The organism is Ruegeria denitrificans, assembly GCF_001458295.1.
Lineage (GTDB): Bacteria > Pseudomonadota > Alphaproteobacteria > Rhodobacterales > Rhodobacteraceae > Ruegeria > Ruegeria denitrificans.
The window spans coordinates 269,001-288,299 of record NZ_CYUD01000005.1 but is presented as its reverse complement, the minus strand read 5'-3'; the positions used below and the strand labels follow the sequence as shown (position 1 = coordinate 288,299).

The window sequence follows — 19,299 nt, the reverse complement described above, 5'->3', positions numbered from 1 at the left end:
CCAATAATGATCTGGATCAAGATTCATCACATTCAACATCGCTATTGGGATAACCTAGTAAGGGAATCAAGCGCGTACAGTCCAGCCACATGAGCCAGATGACAAGCCGCCGGGCGTTTCTAAGCGCCAACATTTTTCGGGAGGACAGCAACGTTGTCCGTCCTCCGGGATCACGTGTGCCGGGGTTTCTGGATCATTGCACCAAATGTGGCGATTGCATCGACATCTGTCAGGAAGCCGTCATTGCCATCGACCAGAACGGTTTCCCAGTGTTTCAACCCGGTGAAGACCCCTGCACGTTTTGTGGCGATTGCGCCACGGCCTGCCCGACAGACGCCCTGCAAATCGAACGCTTGCCGGATTGGCCATGGCGCGCAGCGATCGAAACAGCCTCGTGCCTATCCATGAACGGGGTCAGCTGCAGGGTCTGTCAGGACAATTGCGAACAGAACGCCATCCGCTTCAGGTTGCAATTGGGTGGTCGGGCCGAGCCTTTGCTGGACGCCGCCGCTTGCAACGGGTGTGGCGGCTGCGTGACCCCCTGCCCTGTCGACGCCATCGCGCTTGACCGTCAGCCCACCTTTCAAACGGAAGCGAGACAATGAATATCTGCGGTTGCCTAGTACATATCATCCCTGATCGGGCCGAGGTCGCAGCGCAAAAGATGCGCGACACGCCGGGCGTCGAGGTGCATGCCCAGGCCGAAGACGGTCGTTTCGTCGTCGTCGTCGAAGACACGTCCGATCAACTGGCGTCCGAGATCATCATGGATCTGCATCAGATCCCCGGAGTGGTCTCACTGACGCTAACCTATCACCATTTCGAGGATCTTGCGGAGACACCTTCGCATCCCGATGCCCAAAGCCAAACCACCAGCCGGAGGCTCACGCTATGACTACTTCAGAATCTCGCCGGACTTTTCTCAAGGCCTCAGCGGCCGCTGCCACGGCGTCAGCCGCTGGCATTCCTCTGGCCACCGGTCAGGCCAACGCGCAGGCCGGGGCCCCCGATATCCGCTGGGACAAGGCGGCCTGCCGGTTCTGCGGCACCGGCTGTTCGGTGCTGGTCGGCACAAAGGATGGCCGCGTGGTCGCCACGCAGGGTGACCCGGACGCGCCGGTCAACCGTGGCCTGAACTGCATCAAGGGCTATTTCCTGTCCAAAATCATGTATGGCAAGGACCGCCTGACCACGCCGTTGCTGCGCAAGACCAACGGCGAATACGACAAGAACGGCGAATTCGAGCCTGTCAGCTGGGACGAAGCCTTTGACGTAATGGCCGCCAAGTGGAAAGAAGCCCTGGCCAAGAAGGGTCCGACCAGTGTTGGCATGTTCGGTTCGGGTCAGTGGACGATCTGGGAAGGCTATGCCGCATCCAAGCTGATGAAGGCTGGATTCCGGTCTAACAACATCGACCCCAACGCGCGGCACTGTATGGCATCCGCCGTTGTCGGATTCATGCGCACCTTCGGCATTGATGAGCCGATGGGCTGTTATGACGATTTCGAACACGCAGACACATTCGTGCTGTGGGGCTCGAACATGGCCGAGATGCACCCGATCCTGTGGTCGCGCCTGACAGATACGCGCCTGACCAAACCGGGCTGCGAAGTCCACGTGCTGTCGACTTTCGAACACCGCTCGTTCGAACTGGCCGACAACGGCATCGTGTTTGAACCTCAGACCGATCTGGCAATCCTGAACTATATTGCCAACTACATCATCCAGAACAACGCGGTGAACGAGTATTTCGTCAGAAATCACGTCAACATCACCAAGACTGCCACAGACATCGGTTATGGCTTGCGCGAGACCAATCCGCTGCAGCAGGAAGCCGAAAACCCGGACTCGGGCAAGCTCGAAAGCATCAGCTTTGAAGAATACGCCGAAGCGGTTGCGCCCTACACTTTGGAATATACCTCTGAACTGTCAGGCGTTCCGGCGGACAAGCTAGAGAAACTCGCGCAGCAATACGCGGACCCGACCCGCAAGGTCATGAGCCTTTGGACCATGGGCTTCAACCAGCACACCCGCGGATCTTGGGTGAACTCGCTGATGTATAACGTGCATCTGCTGGTGGGTAAGATTTCCGAACCGGGCAACTCGCCTTTCTCGCTGACTGGACAGCCATCGGCTTGCGGAACTGCGCGTGAGGTCGGCACCTTTGCCCACCGCCTGCCCGCCGACATGGTGGTGGCGAATGATGAACATCGCGAGATTTGCGAAACCGCGTGGAACATCCCCGAAGGCACCATTCCGCCCAAACCCGGCTTCCACGCCGTTCTGCAGCACCGCAAACTGAAAGATGGTGAGTTGAACGCATATTGGGTGCAGTGCAACAACAACATGCAGGCCGCGCCCAACATCAACGAAGAAGGCTATCCCGGTTATCGCAACCCCGAAAACTTCATCACCGTCTCTGACCCTTATCCAACGGTGACCGCAGTTTCAGCCGACCTGATCCTGCCCACGGCCATGTGGGTCGAAAAAGAAGGCGCCTATGGCAACGCTGAACGTCGCACCCAGTTCTGGCGCCAACAGGTGCAGGCACCGGGTGAGGCCAAGTCCGACCTGTGGCAATTGATGGAATTCGCCAAACGCTTCACCGTCGAAGAGGTCTGGGGCGAAGAACTACTGGCCAAGATGCCAGAACATCGCGGCAAGACCATGTTCGATGTGCTTTATGCCAACGGTAAGGTGGATCAGTTCCCACTGTCCGAGACGGCAGAAGGGTTCCACAATGACGATGCCGAACATTTCGGCTTCTACGTTCAGAAAGGTCTATTCGAAGAGTACGCCGATTTCGGTCGCGGTCATGCGCACGATCTGGCTCCGTTCGAAATGTACCATCAGGCCCGTGGCATGCGTTGGCCGGTCGTGGACGGCAAGGAAACACTGTACCGCTTCCGCGAAGGCTTTGACCCGTATGTTCCCGAAGGTGCAGACGTAAAATTCTACGGCCACAAGGACGGCAAGGCCAAGATCATCTTTGCGCCCTACGAACCCGCGGCCGAAGAGCCCGATGAAGAATTTGATCTGTGGTTGTCCACGGGACGTGTGCTTGAACATTGGCACTCGGGCTCGATGACCCGCCGAGTGCCGGAATTGCACCGCGCCTTCCCGTCCGCTGTCGTCTACATGCATCCGCAGGACGCCAAGGATCGCGGGCTGCGCCGTGGACAAGAGATCGTATTGTCCACGCGCAGGGGCGAAGTCACCAGCCGGGTCGAAACCCGCGGGCGCAACAAGGTTCCGCGCGGATTGGTCTTTATGCCATGGTTCGACGAACATCAGCTGACCAATAAGCTGACGCTGGACGCGACCTGCCCACTGTCGAAAGAGACCGACTATAAAAAGTGCGCCTGCAAGGTCGAGCGCGCCTAACCGGCCTGAATCGCGAAGGTAGTCCCCATGTCTCTCGCCGGTACTCCACTCTCGCCGCAACGGCGCCGTTTCCTGCAGGACTCGGCGCGCGCGGCAGGCGGCTGCGCGGTCGCCGGGTCATTGTTGGCCTGGCTGGCCCGCGATGCCCGTGCGTTGCCAGCCGAGGCGCTGCGTCCACCCGGCGCACTGCCTGAGGAGGCGTTCCTGTCGGCCTGCATTCGCTGTGGGCTGTGCGTGCGGGACTGCCCTTACGATACGTTGAAACTGGCCGAACTTGGGGTGGATGCCGTGGCCACCGGCACCCCCTATTTTACGGCGCGCAATGTGCCGTGTGAGATGTGCGACGACATTCCCTGCGTTGCCGCTTGCCCCACAGGTGCGCTGGACCCGGGGCTGGACAATATCGACGATGCGAAAATGGGCGTGGCAGTTCTGGTCGATCAGGAAAACTGCCTGAACTTTCAGGGCCTGCGCTGCGACGTCTGTTATCGCGTCTGCCCTGTCATCGACGAGGCCATCACACTTGAGGTCTCGCATGACGCCCGCTCGGGTCATCATGCGATGTTCATCCCCACCGTACATTCCGACCGCTGCACCGGTTGCGGAATGTGCGAAAAAAGCTGCGTCCTACCGGAAGCCGCCATCAAGGTTCTACCGGAACGGTTGGCGCGGGGCAGCGCGGCCGACCATTATCGCAAAGGCTGGGAAGAAAAAGAGGCCCATGGCGGCCCGCTTGTGGACGGCCTGATCGATCTGCCTGATCGCTTGCCGGGACCGGGCACAGACAATCTGGCCACACCGGGCGGCTTTGCACCAACTTATGACCTGCCGGGGGTGGGCCAATGAGTGCGCGCACGCATATGCCCGTCGGCCGCGAAGCCATCGAAACCAAAGGCTGGATCGGTGCGCATCGTTATCTACTGCTGCGTCGCACTAGCCAGCTGTTGTTTCTGGTCCTGTTCCTGCTGGGTCCCTGGTTTGGCATCTGGATCGTGCAAGGCACGCTGGCCGGGTCGCTGACCCTTGGCGTGTTGCCTCTGACCGATCCGTTTATCGCGCTGCAAAGTATCGTTGCCGGGCATTGGCCCGAACTGACCGCTCTGATCGGCGGGCTGATCGTTCTGGTCGCCTATGCGCTGATCGGGGGCCGTGTCTATTGTTCGTGGGTCTGCCCGATCAACCCGGTAACCGACGCCGCCAATTGGCTGCACCGGCGACTGGACCTGCCGAAAGGCTGGCAACCAAAACGCAGCACACGCCTATGGGTGCTGGCAATGGTTCTGGTCGTGTCGGGCCTGACCGGAGTGATTGCGTGGGAGCTGATCAACCCGATCACCATGCTGCATCGCGGACTGATCTTTGGCGCGGGTTTTGTCTGGGCCATGGTCGCTGCGATCTTTGTCTTTGACCTGTTCGTTGCACGCCACGGATGGTGTGGCCATATCTGCCCGGTCGGTGCTTTCTATGGCTTGATCGGCATCAAAAGCCTACTGCGGGTCAGCGCCGCAAACCGCACGGCCTGCGACGATTGTATGGACTGCTATGCCGTTTGCCCGGAAAACCAGATCATTTCCCCTGCCTTGAAGGGCAAGCCCGAGACTACGCCGCTGATCCTGTCTCCGGACTGCACCAACTGTGGCCGTTGCATCGACGTATGCGCGGTCGATGTCTTCACTTTTACTCACCGGTTCGACGACCATGTCGCCGCGCCTTCCGATCCAGTTCCCGCGCCTAACCGGCGCGCAGCCAGACCTATCTAAGGGAGTGCCAAGATGAAAAAATCAATCGTGACAGGCGGAATAGCCCTGATCCCCGTTTTGCTCCTGAGCGGGTTCGCCCTTGCCCAGTCGGCCAATGTGGAAACCCTACGCGGGGCGGATGTGGATGAGCTTATTCCACTCGATCAGATCCACAAGAATGTCGAAGGGCGTATGCAGCGCAACTATCGTCAGCAACCGCCGTTGGTTCCCCATTCAATCGAACAATACCAGATCGACGTGCGCACCAATCAGTGCCTGTCCTGCCATGACTGGACCAAGGCAGGTGAACGCAACGCGCCAACCCTGTCGATGACCCACTATCTGGATCGCGAAGGCCGCGAACTGGATCACATCGCGGGCACCCGCTATTTCTGCAACCAATGTCACGTGCCTCAGGCAGACGCGCCTGCGTTGGTCGACAACGTGTTTGAACCCTCGTCCGGCAACTAATCCAACGCATGTCTGAAAGGAGCACCAAGATGGCAGACTCCCCCGAAAAACGCGGTAGGCTTGGCCGCATCTGGAACTGGATCTGGACACCGGCAGTGGCGTTCAGCTCGGGCTTTCTGATCCTTGCGGGCTTTTTGGCCGGTATCCTGTTCTGGGGTGGGTTCCACTGGACGCTGGAACTGACCAACACCGAGGAATTCTGTACCTCGTGTCACACGATGGAAGTCAATCTGGGCGAATATCGCGAGACGATCCACTACAACAACCACTCCGGCGTGCGGGCGATCTGTTCCGACTGCCACGTGCCGCATGAATGGAACCACAAGATCAAAGCCAAAATCATGGCCGTCAAGGACGTCTATCACGAACTGGCTGGTACTATCAGCACGCCGGAAAAGTACGAAGCGCACCGTCTGAGCATGGCCTCTGCCGTTTGGAAAAAGATGAAGGCGTCGGACAGTCGCGAATGCCGCAACTGTCACAACTTCGACTATATGGACTTCACCATTCAGGAGACCCGCGCCGCATCCGAACACCAGCGCGCCATCGACAACAACATGACCTGCATCGACTGCCACCAGGGCATCGCGCATAGCCTGCCATCAGATTACCTTGAGGAATACCAAAAGGTTACCGATGAACTGGCCGTTGAAACCTCGGGTACACAGTCGCATCAAGTTGCAGATGGCAGCGAAGAGATCCGGTCATTTCTGAACAAGAGCGCGGATTAAAGAGGGGCGAGATATGCTGGAACTTCTGGGAACAATCGGGGCCAACATCATCAGTCTTCCGGGCATTCTGGGCCTTGCGCTTGGAATGATGACCCGCCGTCTGTGGCTGGGTGGTCTGATGGGGGCCGTGGTCGGCGTGCTGGAAACGGTGATCTTCGCCCATTGGAACTTTGGTAATGTCGCCATGGTCGAGCTGTTGATTGCCGTCGTCATCGGCTTGTGCGCAGGCACGTTGGGTTCGGTCATCCGCATCAAGGGTACAACGGTCTAAATTCCTCTAACCTTGCATCAATTCGGGGCCCCGTTGCGAAAAGCAGTCGGGGTTCGCCCGAACTCGGCCTTGAACGCCCGCGTCATGGCGCTAGCGTTTTCGTACCCGCAGCGGCTGGCGATTTCCGCAATGGATTGTTCGGTTTCCTCGGCCAGTTTTCGGGCCATAGTCAGACGCAGGCGCCGATACAACGCCTGTGGTGTTGTGCGTAGTTCGGCCTGAACCCGCATCTCGATCTTTTTTTGCGAGCATCCAATTTTGCGAGCGACATCCGTGATCGTCAGCGGAGTTTCTACGTTTCCCTGCATCACCGCCAGTGCTCGATTGACTAGTGTATCTTCGGATTTCAATGGCAAGGCATAGGGATCGACCGCATTGCGGCTCATCAGTAGGTGGGCCACTTCCATCGACAGCAACGGGCCATGATCCCGACGTATAAGCGCCGAGGCCAGATCAAAAGCCGCCATCGCCCCGGAACAGGTCAACCGGTTGCCATCTATAACAAAACGTTCCTGTACCACGTCAACTGCAGGAAAAGCCTCTTCGAACCGAGACAGTTCATCCCAGTGAATTGTCGCGCGGTGATCGTCCAGCAACCCAGCCCGCGCAAGCAACCAACTGCCGGTATCAAGCCCGGCCACCTGTGGATGGGCCCGCGCCGCTCCCAACAGGGCGCGTGTGGTGGCACGGGTGTCCAGCGACAGATAGCCGTAGGATGGCATCACAGCCAACACATCGCCGCTGTGATCGTGCAGCGCCCCATGCGGGGTTACGACCAGCCCGCTGGAACTTTGAACCGGCTTTCCATCCAGCGAACAGAATCGCCAGACATAAAGCGTCTGCTGTGACAGTGAGTTAGCCGCGCGCAGCGGTTCGACCATGTTGGCGAGGCAATGGTTCGAAAACCCATCAAACAGCAGAATGTTATAGCGGTGGGACAATTTTTTCTAACTCTGCATGCTTTTCGACTAACTCTGCATGTCGCGACACTGACCTGTGGCGTTTCATTCGTCAACCACCATCCAGGGAACACGCGCCATGCAGTTTGGTTTGTCCGAAGAACAGGAAATGATCGTTTCGACGGTCCGCAGCTTTGTCGAGAAAGAGATCTACCCCCACGAGGACGCGGTCGAGCGCAGCGGAACCGTACCGCCAGAACTGGGTGAAGAGATCAAACAGAAATGTATCGACCTTGGCTTCTATGCCTGCAACTTCCCCGAAGAGGTCGGCGGCGCTGGCCTGTCGCACCTGGACTTCACACTGGTCGAGCGTGAATTGGGCCGTGGTTCCATGGCGCTGACTCATTTCTTTGGCCGCCCGCAAAACATCCTGATGGCCTGTAACGAAGAACAGCGCAAACGGTATCTGCTACCCGCCATACGTGGCGAGAGGATGGACGCGCTGGCGATGACCGAACCGGATGCCGGGTCGGACGTGCGGGGCATGAAATGCCAAGCCGTGCGCGATGGTGGAGACTGGGTCGTCAACGGATCAAAACACTTCATCTCGGGCGCGGAACACGCGGATTTCTTCATCGTGTTCATCGCAACAGGCGTAGACGAGACCCCGAAAGGGCCGAAGAAACGGATCACCACCTTTTTGGTGGATCGCGGCACGCCGGGGTTCGAGGTGCGCGAGGGGTACAACTCGGTCAGCCATAAGGGCTACAAGAACTACATCCTCTATTTCGACAATTGCCGCCTGCCCGATGCGCAGGTTCTGGGCGAGGTCGATGGTGGCTTTGCGGTGATGAACGAATGGCTTTACGCCACCCGGCTGACGGTCGCGGCCTTTTCAGTCGGGCGCGCGCGCCGGTGCTTTGACTATGCGTTGAACTATGCGGCCGAGCGTAAGCAGTTCGGCCAACCCATCGGCAAGTTTCAAGGTGTCGGATTTCAGATCGCCGACATGATCACCGAAATTGATGCCGCCGACTGGCTGACCCTCGCCGCCGCCTGGCGACTGGACCAGAACCTGCCATCAAACCGCGAGATTGCGTCGGCCAAGCTCTATGCCTCCGAAACGCTGGCGCGGGTGACGGATACCACACTGCAAATTTTCGGCGGTATGGGACTGATGGATGACTTCCCGATCGAACGATTCTGGCGCGATGCAAGAGTTGAACGTATCTGGGACGGCACCAGCGAGATTCAGCGCCACATCATCAGCCGCGATCTGCTGCGTCCCTTGGGCGCCTGACGATGAGCAAAAATCTGAACCGACTTCTGCGCCCAAACTCCATTGCCGTCATTGGCGGCGGGGCGTGGTGTCAGCAGGTCATCCTGCAATCGGAGCGCATGGGATATGTTGGTCATATCTGGCCGGTTCACCCCAAGGCGAGCGAAATTGCCGGGCACGCGGTTTTCGCCCGTCTGGAAGACCTGCCACAGGCCCCGGATGCCGTATTCATCGGCATCAACCGACACGCCACGATTGAGGCGGTGCAGGCGCTGTCCGCCATGGGAGCCGGTGGGGCGGTATGTTTCGCCTCGGGCTTTTCCGAGGCTGTGGCCGAGGATGATACCGGCGCGGACCTGCAAGAGCAGTTGCTAGCCGCCGCCGGGGACATGCCCATTCTGGGCCCGAATTGCTATGGCTTCATCAACGCGCTGGACGGGGCGCTGTTATGGCCAGATCAGCACGGCGCGACGCCGGTGGACAAGGGCGTTGCGATCCTGACGCAAAGCTCGAACATCTCGATCAACTTGACGATGCAGAAACGCGCGCTGCCGATTGCTTATATGGTGGCCTGCGGGAACATGGCGCAGACCAGTCAGGCCGAGATTGCCTCGGCCCTGATCGACGACCCGCGCGTGACCGCCGTTGGCCTACATATCGAAGGGTTCAAGGATATCCAACAGTGGGAGGCGCTAGCCGCTAAGGCGCATGCAAAGGGCATCCCCCTGATAGCGCTCAAGGTCGGCGCGTCGGAACAGGCGCAGGCGGCAACCGTGTCGCACACCGCGTCTCTGGCAGGCAGCGACGCCGGGGCGCAGGCGCTGCTAGAGCGGTTGGGCATACCGCGCCTGTCTGCCTTGCCTGATTTCCTGGAAACGCTGAAACTGTTGCACTGCTACGGGCCATTGCCGGGTGGCAACATCGCCTCGATCAGTTGCTCGGGGGGCGAGGCCAGCTTGATCGCCGATATGGCCCATGGCACCGGATTAACCTTCCCACAATTGACCAACGACAAGAAATCCCACCTGCGGGAAGCGCTTGGTCCGATGGTCGCCCTGAACAATCCGCTGGACTACCACACCTATATCTGGCGCGACGAGGAAGCGATGGCGTGGGCGTGGTCCGGAATGACGGGCGAAGACATCGACTTGACCTTCTCAATCGTCGACTATCCGACCACCGATCCGACAGATTGGGTCTGTGCGTCGCAAGCCGCGTTGAAAGTACGTGCCAAGACCGGTGCACGGTTCGCCATCGCGGCGACGCTGCCCGAACTTCTGCCCGAAAACATCGCGCAAGACCTTATGGCGGGTGGCGTCGCCCCTCTTATAGGCCTGCAGGAGGCGCTTAGCGCCACCCTTGCAGCGGGTCAGATCAAAGCACCCGCCGAGGCCGCCGTTTGCCTGCCCGGCACGACCGAGGCAACGCGTACATTGACTGAGGCCGAGGCGAAATCAGCGCTGGCAGAATGTGGCGTGCGCGTCCCGCGGAACCGCACGGTTCGGGGCGCTGGGGAAGCTCGCGCTGCAGCGACGGGCATGCGAGCGCCCCTTGCTGTCAAGGGTGTCGGGTTGGCCCACAAATCCGAACACGACGCAGTTCGCCTTGGCCTTCGGGCCGAGGATGTGGCCGATGCGGTGGCCGATATCGGAACGGATGAGGTTCTGGTCGAAGAGATGATTACAGGCGCCGTGGCCGAACTGTTGATCGGCGTGGTCCGTGATCCCGCGCATGGCTATGTCTTGACCTTGGGCGCGGGCGGCGTTCTGACAGAAGTGCTGCGCGATACCGCGTCGCTGTTGGTGCCCAGCACATCCGACGATGTCCGCGCCGCACTGGCAAAGTTGAAAATCGCCCCATTGCTTGCAGGCTATCGTGGCCAACCAGCGGCTGATATGGATGCGATTATTACCGCAGTTCAGGCCGTTCAGGATTATGTCATGCAAAATGCCGACACGCTTGGCGAGGTCGAAATTAACCCGCTTCTCTGCACGCCCGACACGGCCGTCGCAGTGGATGCCCTGATTAGAAAGGCCTGAGACATGGATCCTATCAAAACCCGGCGCGATGGCGCGATCCTTGAGGTGACGCTGGACCGGCCCAAGGCCAATGCTATTGATCTGGCCACCAGCCGCATCATGGGAGAGGTCTTTGCTGAATTTCGCGATGACCCCGAGTTGCGCGTCGCCATTCTGACCGGCGCAGGCGAAAAGTTCTTTTGCCCCGGCTGGGATCTGAAGGCCGCCGCCGAAGGTGATGCCGTAGACGGCGATTACGGCGTCGGCGGGTTTGGCGGTTTGCAAGAGTTACGCGACATGAACAAACCGGTGATTGCAGCGGTGAATGGGATCGCCTGTGGCGGCGGTCTGGAACTGGCCCTGTCGGCCGACATGATCCTTGCAGCCGAACACGCCACATTCGCCCTGCCCGAAATTCGCTCGGGAACGGTTGCCGATGCAGCCAGCGTCAAACTGCCCAAGCGCATCCCCTATCATATCGCGATGGAGCTGTTACTGACCGGACGCTGGTTCGACGCTGAAGAGGCCAATCGTTGGGGTCTGGCGAACGAGACCATCGCCGCCGACCAGTTGATGGACCGCGCATGGGAGCTGGCCCGACTGCTGGCCTCGGGTCCACCGCTGGTTTACGCCGCGATCAAAGAGGTTGTGCGCGACGCCGAGGACAGTAAGTTCCAAGATGCCATGAACCGTATCACCAAGCGCCAGCTGCGCTCAGTGGATGTGCTGTATTCCAGCGAAGACCAGCTGGAAGGCGCACGGGCTTTCGCAGAGAAACGCGACCCGGTCTGGAAGGGGAAATAGTCGCTCAGCGCGGCGGCGGTGTCAGCCATTGCGCTGACATGCCAAAATTGGATTCTTTGATCTCCTGTTTCGCGATGGCCTGCAGGTGAACTTCATCAGGACCGTCCGCATAACGCAGGGCCCGCGCCCATGTATAGCTGTCGGCCAGCGGTGTATCCGGTGTCATCCCCATGGCACCGAATACCTGCATCGCGCGGTCGGTCACGGCGGCGTGCACGTTGGGCGCCACCACCTTGATCAGTGAAATCTCGCGCCGCGCCGCCTTGGCGCCCACCTGATCAATCTTCCATGCCGCCTGCAGGGTCAGCAAACGAGCTTGCTCGATCTCAAGCCGTGATTTCGCAATCCATTCCCGGATCACGCCTTGGTCCGACAGCTGCTTGCCAAAGGTTTTCCGTTCTTGCGCGCGTTCAACCATCAGCGACAGCGCCATCTCGGCAGCCCCGATCGAGCGCATGCAGTGATGGATGCGTCCCGGCCCCAACCGCGCCTGCGCCAGAGCAAACCCGCCACCTGCTTCGCCCAGAAGGTTGCCGACAGGCACACGCACATCCTTGAACAGCAGCTCAGCATGGCCTTCGGGGTCATGCATGTTCAGGATCGTCGGATTGCGAACGATCTCTAGACCCGGCGAGTCCTTGGGTACGATCACCATGCTTTGCTGTTTATGCCTGTCGGCATTGGGATCGGTCTTGCCCATAACGATGAACATTCTGGTGTTCGGGTGGCAGGCATTGGTGATAAACCACTTGCGCCCGTTGATGACATATTCATCCCCCTCGCGCCGGATCGAGGTGGTGATATTCGTGGCGTCCGAACTGGCCACATCCGGTTCCGTCATCGCAAAGGCCGATCGGATTTCACCATTCAGCAGCGGCACCAGCCAATCCTCCCGCTGCTCGGGCGTGGCGAACATGTGCAACAACTCCATGTTGCCTGTGTCGGGCGCGTTACAATTGAAAACTTCAGAAGACCAGCTGACCTGCCCCATCAACTCGGCCAGCGGAGCGTATTCCAGATTGCTCAGCCGCGTGCCGGGTTCATCGTCGCGCAAGGAAGGTAGGAACAGGTTCCACAGCCCTTCGGCCCGGGCCAGCGCCTTGAGTTCTTCCATGAATGAGACCGGGAATTTGCCTGCTTCAATCTCTTCCTTTTGGGCACGGATGCGCGGATAGATATGCGCCTGCAAAAAGCGTTTCAGCTGATCGCGGATTTCCGCAGCGCGTGGCGATGGGGCAAAGTCCATGACGGTCCCTTTTCAGACTGATGCAACACTTTGTTGCCTCTGCGGGTACCCTATCCGCACCCACTGCACTTGTGAAAGCTGCCAGTTGGTTTCCAACGGTTTTTGCCGCAAGGTCACTTGGGTTGCGAAAGGACTTGCCAAATTTTGTATCCCCAAGCGGGGCCGAGTTAACGACCAAGCTGTTGCGACGACAACCATCACCTGTTGCCCATTACCTTGCAGAGCGATAATCGTCTGATCATATGACCAAAGCTACGGGGTTCAGGTGTCTGAGCAGCAGATCAAAAAATCGGATGACATTGCGCAGAAACTGTTGACCAGGATAGTCCGTGGCGCATTGAAACCCTGCGAAAAGCTGCGGCAGGACCTGATCGCGCGTGAGTTCGGAGTCAGCCAGGTCACCGTGCGCGAGGCGCTGCTGAATCTGGCATCAAAAGGGTTGGCAGTCGCCGTGCCGCGCCGAGGTATGTGCGTGGCGCCAATGGACCAGAACGCCATTCAAGAGCTGCGCGTGATGCGGCGCGCGCTGGAACCCGTGGCCTTGTTGCATTCCGTTCCAAACCTGACGGCCCAGCAGTTCGCGCAGATCGAACAGGTGCACGAAGACTGCGACAGCGCCCGAACTGCTGAAGATTGGGAAGACGCCAATCAGCGTTTTCATATGGCCGTCATCGCCGCCTGCAACATGCCGCGCATGATTGACGAGATCAGGAACCTGCAAGTGCTGTACACGTGGCATTTCAACAACCTGTATACCGCCAAATGGCGGCCACGCGCTGATCCGGATCATGCGGCAATTCTGGCTGCCATCAAGGATCGCGATGCGGCAAAGGCACATTCAGTCATGCAGCGCCACCTGACCCGGTTGGCCTAAACCAGATTAACCGGGTTTGCGAGCGATGATCCACGTTGGATGATAGGTCAGCGGAACGCCGGATTCTCCACCAAACTGACGGACGTAGTCGTTGCTGAAGGCAAGCAAGCTGGATTTTGTCCACTGCTTCTGAGCCCGCCCGTTCACGCCGGTTCTGCGCAGATGGTTCAGCACGTTTCGAGGCGAGGAAAAGTGCATCTGCTGTTCGGTCTCTCCGACAGAAATGACCTCCAGAACGTCACCGACAGCGTCTGACAAATTCTCGGGCCCACACAAGCCGGGCGCTTTCGCCGCCGTTCCGACCTGCACCAGTTCCTGATATTGCAATGAGCCAAACCCAGAGACCGCCAGCCAGCCACCGGGGGCGAGTGCCCGTGCCGCGCGGCGCAGGAATACGGCGGGATCAGGAAGCCATTGGATCATCGACGCTGACGCGATCAAGTCAGGTTTCTCAGGCCATCCGACAGTTTCTGCATCCCCGCACAGGAAACCGGCACCGAATGTGGTGGCGGTCTCATACGCCTCGGGCGACAAATCGTTGACTGTCAGCCCATCAAACGCGAACCGCGTGCATAGCCTTTGGGTCAGATGACCAGTGCCGCAACCGAACTCCAGCGCCGAGGCAAACCGTGTCGGAGCCCCACCGCGTTGCAAATCCTGCGCCAGCTGCTCAGCAATCCGCGCCTGCTGGCAGGCGGACCCGTGATACGAGCGGAAACTGCGGCTGAAACTGCGCTGAACACGGCTGGTCATCTGGGTATTCATGCGATCCACTCCTGCCAGCTCTGACCTTTGGCAAATGGCACATGCGCCGTCGGAACAGTTCGGACCGCATCTTGATGCTCTGCCCAAGCGGCCTGTTGCGCCGGGGTGGGAATGATCCGGTCCTGCTGTGGTATCCAAATCCGGTTGAATTTGTGATCAGGTGCCGGGCCGCGTTTGATTATCGCGTACAGCTCGGTCCTTGCTGCGTCGATATCAATCTCAGGCGGTGAGCCATCCAACCCAGCACGGCGGAAGAACTTGGCGAAACTAGCCGAGCTTAGCTGATCCGCCGTCGCTCGGATTATTTCTGGCGCGATGCCGCGTTCGACGTCGGCCGGGTGCAAAGTCCCGCTGATTGCGATTAACCGGTCTGGCCGCACCTTCGTCTGCGCCAGCCAATGCGCCGCCGATGCCACGCCAAACGAGAACGCGATCAGGGTGACCCGGTCGTAGTTTGAAATGTCACTCAGCGGCTCATCCAACCGGGTATAGTCATCCACAAACAAGACATCCGCGTTGCCCGTAAGGCATTGGAATGGGCCAGGGCCAAGGGCCCAGCCTCCGAACACCAATTGCACCTCAGCGGTGCCTGTACGGGACAACCAGCGCTGTTTCATGACATCCCCCGAACCAGCGATACCATGGCCGAGGTCACGCGGCTCAGCTCGTCAGGTGAGATGATATAGGGCGGCATACAATAGATGTTGCGCGCGAACGGGCGCAGCCAGACACCGGTTTCCAGCGCCAAACCATGTGCCACTGACGGGTCGACCCAGCCCTCCATCTCAATGACACCGATGGCACCCAGTACCCGCACATCCGCCACGCCGGGAAAGTCACGCGCCGGGGCAAGTTCTTGCGTCATCTGCGCGGCGATATCCGCCACTTCCGACCGCCAATCCCGGACCGAGAGTTGTTCCAGACTGGCCGCCCCCGCCGCGCAGGCCAGCGGGTTTGCCATATAGGTCGGGCCATGCATCATGACACCGGCTTCGCTTTCACCGATCCGGCGCGCGACGGGTTCGGTCGTGACCGTGGCCGCCAGAGTGATATGTCCGCCCGTCAGCGCTTTGCCCAGACACAGGAGGTCCGGCACGACATCGGCATGGTGCAGAGCAAACAGCCTACCCGTGCGGCCAAAACCGGTGGCAATCTCATCAAAGATGACCAGCACATCATGCGCCTTGCACATCTCATGGGCGCGTTTCAGCCAGGTCGGGTGATAGAAATACATCCCTCCTGCCCCCTGCACGACAGGTTCTAGAATCAGACCCGCGATTTGATCGGCTTTCGCCTCTAGCAGTTGTTCCAGTGCATTCAACCCGTTCAGGTCCCCGTCCTCGGACCACTCCTGATCAAAGGCGATATTCGGGCGCGGCAAGAAATGCTGGACGGACAGAGCACCCGCGAACATACCATGCATACCGTTGACCGGGTCGCAAACGCTCATCGCTTTCCAGGTGTCACCGTGATAACCACCGCGGATAGTGGCGAATTGAGTACGCCCTTTATGGCCCTGCGCCATCTGATACTGCACTGCCATTTTCAGCGCCACTTCGATGGCAACCGACCCGCTGTCGCTGTAAAAAATGCGGTCCAGGCCGTTGGGCAACAGCCTGATCAGCTGGCGGCCCAATTCAATCGCAGGCGAATGTGTAAGGCCGCCAAACATCACATGCGGCATCTGATCCAACTGCGCCTGCATGGCGGCGATTATGGCCGGATGACGATGCCCATGCACGGCACACCACCACGATGACATGGCGTCGATCATTTGTGTTCCGTCTTCTGCCGTCAGCCAAACCCCGTCCGCCCCGGTGATCAGGTGCATCGGTCCGGGTTCCAGCACATTGGTATAGGGGTGCCACAGATGGCGGGCGTCAAATTCCAGCGGTGTCACAGGGCACCTCGGATATCGTCAACGTCGATGGCCGTGAAAGCGTCGGGCAAGGTTTTGCGCGACAGGTTGTCAACAAATGGCAACCTGCCCAAATGGCAAATATTGCACATTTGGGAAATCGTCTGCTCGACGTCTGGTTCAGCATTGCCAACAAAAGCAACACCAACCACATTACACCCGGCATTGCGCAGCGCCAACAAAGACAGGCTGGTGTGGTTGATCGTACCCAGTGCAGTACGCGCCACCAGCACAACCGGGGCCTGCCACTGAGCAATTACATCCAGGAAAAAGACCTGACGATTCAACGGCACCATCAAGCCACCCGCGCCTTCGACCACCAAATGGCCCGAGACCTGCGGTAAGGTCAGGCGAGACGGGTCGATCTCAATCCCCATATCCTCAGCCGAGAGATGCGGCGAGGCGGGCATATTCAGCCGGTATGCCTCGGGCAGTACTTCGGCTCCGGTCAGTGTTTTGACGGTTTCCGAGTCGGTGGCCTCTTCCAGCCCCGATTGCACGGGCTTCCAGTATCGCGCGCCAAGCGCGGCGGTCAGGCCCGCTGCGAAAACGGTTTTTCCGATGCCGGTATCCGTTCCGACCACGATGACGGTACTCATGCGGCCTCGCTTTGATGCTGCGCAAGCGTTTCGAATAGTGCGGTAATATCCGTCTTGGAAACATTGCCAGTGATCGAAACCCGCAGCCGCGACGTGCCGCGTGGAACGGTGGGCGGACGGATGCCGCGCACGTCAAAGCCTTGCGTCTGCAGGGTCGCTGCCATCTTCATCGTTTGCGCCTCGTCGCCCAGAATGACCGGGATGATCTGGCTGTTCAGCACACTTTGCGGCACGCCATTACGTCGCGCCTCTGCATGGGCATGCTGCAAGCGGGCGTTTGCCGCGTCTGTAAGACCGGTATCTGATTGCAAATGTTCCAACACCGCCCGTACCAGAGCTGCGTTAAACGGCGACGGTGCGGTTGCAAATATGAACGGGCGCGCCCGGTTGATCAGCGCGTCGATCATCACGCGCGGCCCACAAATCAAACCACCCGATACGCCCAATCCCTTGCCACAGGTGTGCAGCGTCATTAGCTCGGCCTTCAACCCATGCGCCAGACCTTTGCCACGCGGTCCGAATACGCCGGTGGCATGGGCTTCGTCCACGACCAGCACGGCATCCTGTTCGACGGCCAGATCGGACAGCGCGCCTAAGGGCGCAAGATCGCCTTCCATCGAATAGACGCTTTCCACTGCGATCCAGATTTGACCCGACCCACCCGTCGTTTGCCAATCAGCAATAGCACGACGGGCGTCAGCAACATCGTTATGGGCAAAGACCCGCGTGTCGGCCCGGCCCATACGCATGCCTTCATGGGCGCTAGCATGAACCAGTTCGTCATAAAGGATCAGGTCGCCAGCGGCGGGAAGGGTCGAAAAAATCGCCTGGTTGGCCTGAAACCCACCGCCCATAAACAAGGCGGCCTCGACGTCGAAAAACGCGGCGGCTTCGGCCTCCAGCGCTTCGTGTTCCGTGTGATTGCCCCGCAGTAACCGCGATCCGCCCGATCCCAGCGGCGCGCCGCGATGCAGCGCCTCTTGTGCGGCATTTTTCACCAGCGGAGATGCCGCCAGACCCAGATAATCATTCGAGGCAAAGTCCAGCCCATGCCTCGGGGCCAGCACCCGGCGGCGATGCCGGGCGCCCAGCGTTTCAAGCATCGCGTTCAGGCGACCCAATGCTCTCATTCAGCAGCTTCCGCGCAGCTTTGCCCAGCCACGGTTTCAGCTTCCAGCCCCAGTTTGGCAAAGAGGATCGAGTCCGTATCTTCTTCGGGGTTCTCGGCCGTCAGCAGCGTTTCCCCCACAAAGATCGAGTTCGCCCCGGCGAAGAAACACATGGCCTGATGCTCATCGGTCATATCACTGCGCCCGGCGGACAGGCGGACATAGGATTTTGGCATCATGATGCGAGCGGTGGCGATCACACGCACGAACTCGATTGGATCAATCGGCTTGGCATCGGCCAGCGGTGTGTCTTCCTGCGGCATCAACATGTTGATCGGCACCGATTCAGGCGCAGGGCCCATATTGGCCAGCGTAACCAGCATATCGAGGCGGTCGCCGACCTCCTCTCCCATCCCGAGGATACCGCCGGAACACACCTTGATTCCGGCGTCTTGAACGCGGTTCATCGTGTCGATCCGGTCAGCGAAAGTACGGGTGGTGATCACCTCGGGGTAATAGCGTTCGGACGTGTCGATGTTGTGGTTGTAATAATCCAATCCCGCGTCGCGCAGGCGAAACACCTGGTTGTCGTCCAGCATGCCCAGGGTCATGCAGGTCTCCATGCCTAGCTCACGGACCCCTTCAACCATGGCCACCAGTGCATCCATGTCGCGGTCTTTCGGTTCGCGCCAGGCCGCGCCCATGCAGAACCGGGTCGCACCGCCGTCCTTGGCCTTGCGGGCCTCGGTCAGCACACGCTGAACCTCAATCAGTTTCGACGCCGATAGTTTCGAGCCGTTACGCGCCGATTGCGAGCAATAGGAGCAATCCTCGGCGCAGCCACCTGTCTTGATTGACAGCAGCTTAGAGGTCTGGATCTTGTTGGGGTCAAAGTTCTCGCGATGCACGGTCTGCGCGCGGAACAGCAGGTCCATCAGGGGAAGATCATATACGGCCTGCGCCGCCTCGCGGGTCCAAGTGGGGGAGGTGTTTTTCATTTTATCGATAATCTGTCCAAAACTCCATGCCTGCTATTTCTAATATCGATAAATAGAAAAACTACAACTTAAATCTCTCCCGTCAGCGCCGGCCTGCGCGTCTTGTTTCGCAGGTCTAACGCGAAAAATTCACCTTTGTGTGGGCTTGGACGATTGGGTCGCGCTCAGTCCGGGAAGAGCGAAGAAGGCTCCTC

Annotated in this window: 20 protein-coding genes; 12 read left to right on the top strand and 8 right to left on the bottom strand. The window is 59.3% G+C overall.

Annotation, left to right across the window (positions count from 1 at the left end; translation table 11 throughout):
* Positions 1–89: 89 nt before the first annotated feature.
* From napF to RUE5091_RS09760, 8 genes are read left to right on the top strand one after another with little or no spacing between them, the layout of a single operon-like run.
* Positions 90–605, top strand: coding sequence for a ferredoxin-type protein NapF (gene napF / locus RUE5091_RS09795; RefSeq protein WP_058281708.1), 516 nt, complete (start codon positions 90–92; stop codon positions 603–605).
* Positions 602–895, top strand: a complete 294-nt coding sequence (locus tag RUE5091_RS09790; protein WP_058281707.1) for a chaperone NapD — start codon at positions 602–604, stop codon at positions 893–895. Before napF ends, RUE5091_RS09790 begins: the two co-directional genes overlap by 4 nt.
* Positions 892–3,384, top strand: coding sequence for a nitrate reductase catalytic subunit NapA (gene napA, locus RUE5091_RS09785; protein ID WP_058281706.1), 2,493 nt, complete (start codon positions 892–894; stop codon positions 3,382–3,384). The genes RUE5091_RS09790 and napA overlap by 4 nt, the downstream gene beginning before the upstream one ends.
* A gap of 27 nt (positions 3,385–3,411) precedes the next feature.
* The gene (napG, locus tag RUE5091_RS09780) at positions 3,412–4,230 is read left to right on the top strand and encodes a ferredoxin-type protein NapG (RefSeq protein WP_058281705.1); all 819 of its coding nucleotides are present in this window, start codon (positions 3,412–3,414) and stop codon (positions 4,228–4,230) included.
* The gene (gene napH, locus RUE5091_RS09775) at positions 4,227–5,144 is read left to right on the top strand and encodes a quinol dehydrogenase ferredoxin subunit NapH (protein ID WP_082643604.1); all 918 of its coding nucleotides are present in this window, start codon (positions 4,227–4,229) and stop codon (positions 5,142–5,144) included. Before napG ends, napH begins: the two co-directional genes overlap by 4 nt.
* Before the next feature lie 12 nt (positions 5,145–5,156).
* A complete protein-coding gene (locus tag RUE5091_RS09770; RefSeq protein WP_058281704.1) occupies positions 5,157–5,594 on the top strand; it encodes a nitrate reductase cytochrome c-type subunit in 438 nt (145 codons plus the stop codon).
* A 29-nt stretch (positions 5,595–5,623) separates the two neighbouring features.
* A complete protein-coding gene (locus tag RUE5091_RS09765; RefSeq protein ID WP_058281788.1) occupies positions 5,624–6,325 on the top strand; it encodes a NapC/NirT family cytochrome c in 702 nt (233 codons plus the stop codon).
* Positions 6,326–6,338: 13 nt separating this feature from the next.
* A complete protein-coding gene (locus tag RUE5091_RS09760) occupies positions 6,339–6,596 on the top strand; it encodes a hypothetical protein (protein WP_058281703.1) in 258 nt (85 codons plus the stop codon).
* Between the two features lie 17 nt (positions 6,597–6,613).
* On the opposite strand, the gene RUE5091_RS09755 is transcribed toward RUE5091_RS09760, so the two are convergent.
* Complete coding sequence (locus RUE5091_RS09755) at positions 6,614–7,537, bottom strand: GlxA family transcriptional regulator (RefSeq protein WP_058281702.1); 924 nt, start codon at positions 7,535–7,537, stop codon at positions 6,614–6,616.
* Positions 7,538–7,634: 97 nt separating this feature from the next.
* Between RUE5091_RS09755 and RUE5091_RS09750 the strand changes: the two genes are divergently transcribed.
* From RUE5091_RS09750 to RUE5091_RS09740, 3 genes are read left to right on the top strand one after another with little or no spacing between them, the layout of a single operon-like run.
* Complete coding sequence (locus RUE5091_RS09750) at positions 7,635–8,795, top strand: acyl-CoA dehydrogenase family protein (protein ID WP_058281787.1); 1,161 nt, start codon at positions 7,635–7,637, stop codon at positions 8,793–8,795.
* Positions 8,796–8,797: 2 nt separating this feature from the next.
* On the top strand, positions 8,798–10,813 hold the full coding sequence (locus RUE5091_RS09745; RefSeq protein ID WP_058281701.1) for an acetate--CoA ligase family protein: 2,016 nt from the start codon (positions 8,798–8,800) through the stop codon (positions 10,811–10,813).
* A gap of 3 nt (positions 10,814–10,816) precedes the next feature.
* Entirely contained in the window at positions 10,817–11,596 is a 780-nt protein-coding gene (locus tag RUE5091_RS09740) for a carnitinyl-CoA dehydratase (protein ID WP_058281700.1), read from the top strand.
* Positions 11,597–11,600: 4 nt separating this feature from the next.
* On the opposite strand, the gene RUE5091_RS09735 is transcribed toward RUE5091_RS09740, so the two are convergent.
* Positions 11,601–12,842 (bottom strand): acyl-CoA dehydrogenase family protein, encoded by a 1,242-nt coding sequence (locus RUE5091_RS09735; RefSeq protein ID WP_058281699.1) that lies wholly within the window; start codon positions 12,840–12,842, stop codon positions 11,601–11,603.
* A gap of 265 nt (positions 12,843–13,107) precedes the next feature.
* Between RUE5091_RS09735 and RUE5091_RS09730 the strand changes: the two genes are divergently transcribed.
* Positions 13,108–13,716, top strand: a complete 609-nt coding sequence (locus RUE5091_RS09730; protein ID WP_058281698.1) for a GntR family transcriptional regulator — start codon at positions 13,108–13,110, stop codon at positions 13,714–13,716.
* A gap of 6 nt (positions 13,717–13,722) precedes the next feature.
* Here the strand turns inward: RUE5091_RS09730 and RUE5091_RS09725 are convergent, their stop codons facing one another.
* Genes RUE5091_RS09725 through bioB form a run of 6 tightly spaced genes read right to left on the bottom strand, consistent with a single transcriptional unit; the run spans position 13,723 to position 19,105 of the window.
* A complete protein-coding gene (locus tag RUE5091_RS09725) occupies positions 13,723–14,481 on the bottom strand; it encodes a methyltransferase domain-containing protein (RefSeq protein ID WP_058281697.1) in 759 nt (252 codons plus the stop codon).
* Positions 14,478–15,098 carry a pimeloyl-ACP methyl esterase BioG family protein gene (locus RUE5091_RS09720; protein WP_058281696.1) on the bottom strand — a complete coding sequence of 207 codons (621 nt, stop codon included), beginning with the start codon at positions 15,096–15,098 and terminating at the stop codon, positions 14,478–14,480. Before RUE5091_RS09720 ends, RUE5091_RS09725 begins: the two co-directional genes overlap by 4 nt.
* Positions 15,095–16,381, bottom strand: coding sequence for an adenosylmethionine--8-amino-7-oxononanoate transaminase (gene bioA, locus RUE5091_RS09715; protein ID WP_058281695.1), 1,287 nt, complete (start codon positions 16,379–16,381; stop codon positions 15,095–15,097). Before bioA ends, RUE5091_RS09720 begins: the two co-directional genes overlap by 4 nt.
* The gene (gene bioD / locus RUE5091_RS09710) at positions 16,378–16,998 is read right to left on the bottom strand and encodes a dethiobiotin synthase (protein WP_058281694.1); all 621 of its coding nucleotides are present in this window, start codon (positions 16,996–16,998) and stop codon (positions 16,378–16,380) included. Before bioD ends, bioA begins: the two co-directional genes overlap by 4 nt.
* Positions 16,995–18,128, bottom strand: coding sequence for an 8-amino-7-oxononanoate synthase (locus RUE5091_RS09705; protein ID WP_058281693.1), 1,134 nt, complete (start codon positions 18,126–18,128; stop codon positions 16,995–16,997). Before RUE5091_RS09705 ends, bioD begins: the two co-directional genes overlap by 4 nt.
* The gene (bioB, locus tag RUE5091_RS09700; protein WP_058281692.1) at positions 18,125–19,105 is read right to left on the bottom strand and encodes a biotin synthase BioB; all 981 of its coding nucleotides are present in this window, start codon (positions 19,103–19,105) and stop codon (positions 18,125–18,127) included. The genes RUE5091_RS09705 and bioB overlap by 4 nt, the downstream gene beginning before the upstream one ends.
* Positions 19,106–19,299 lie beyond the last annotated feature (194 nt).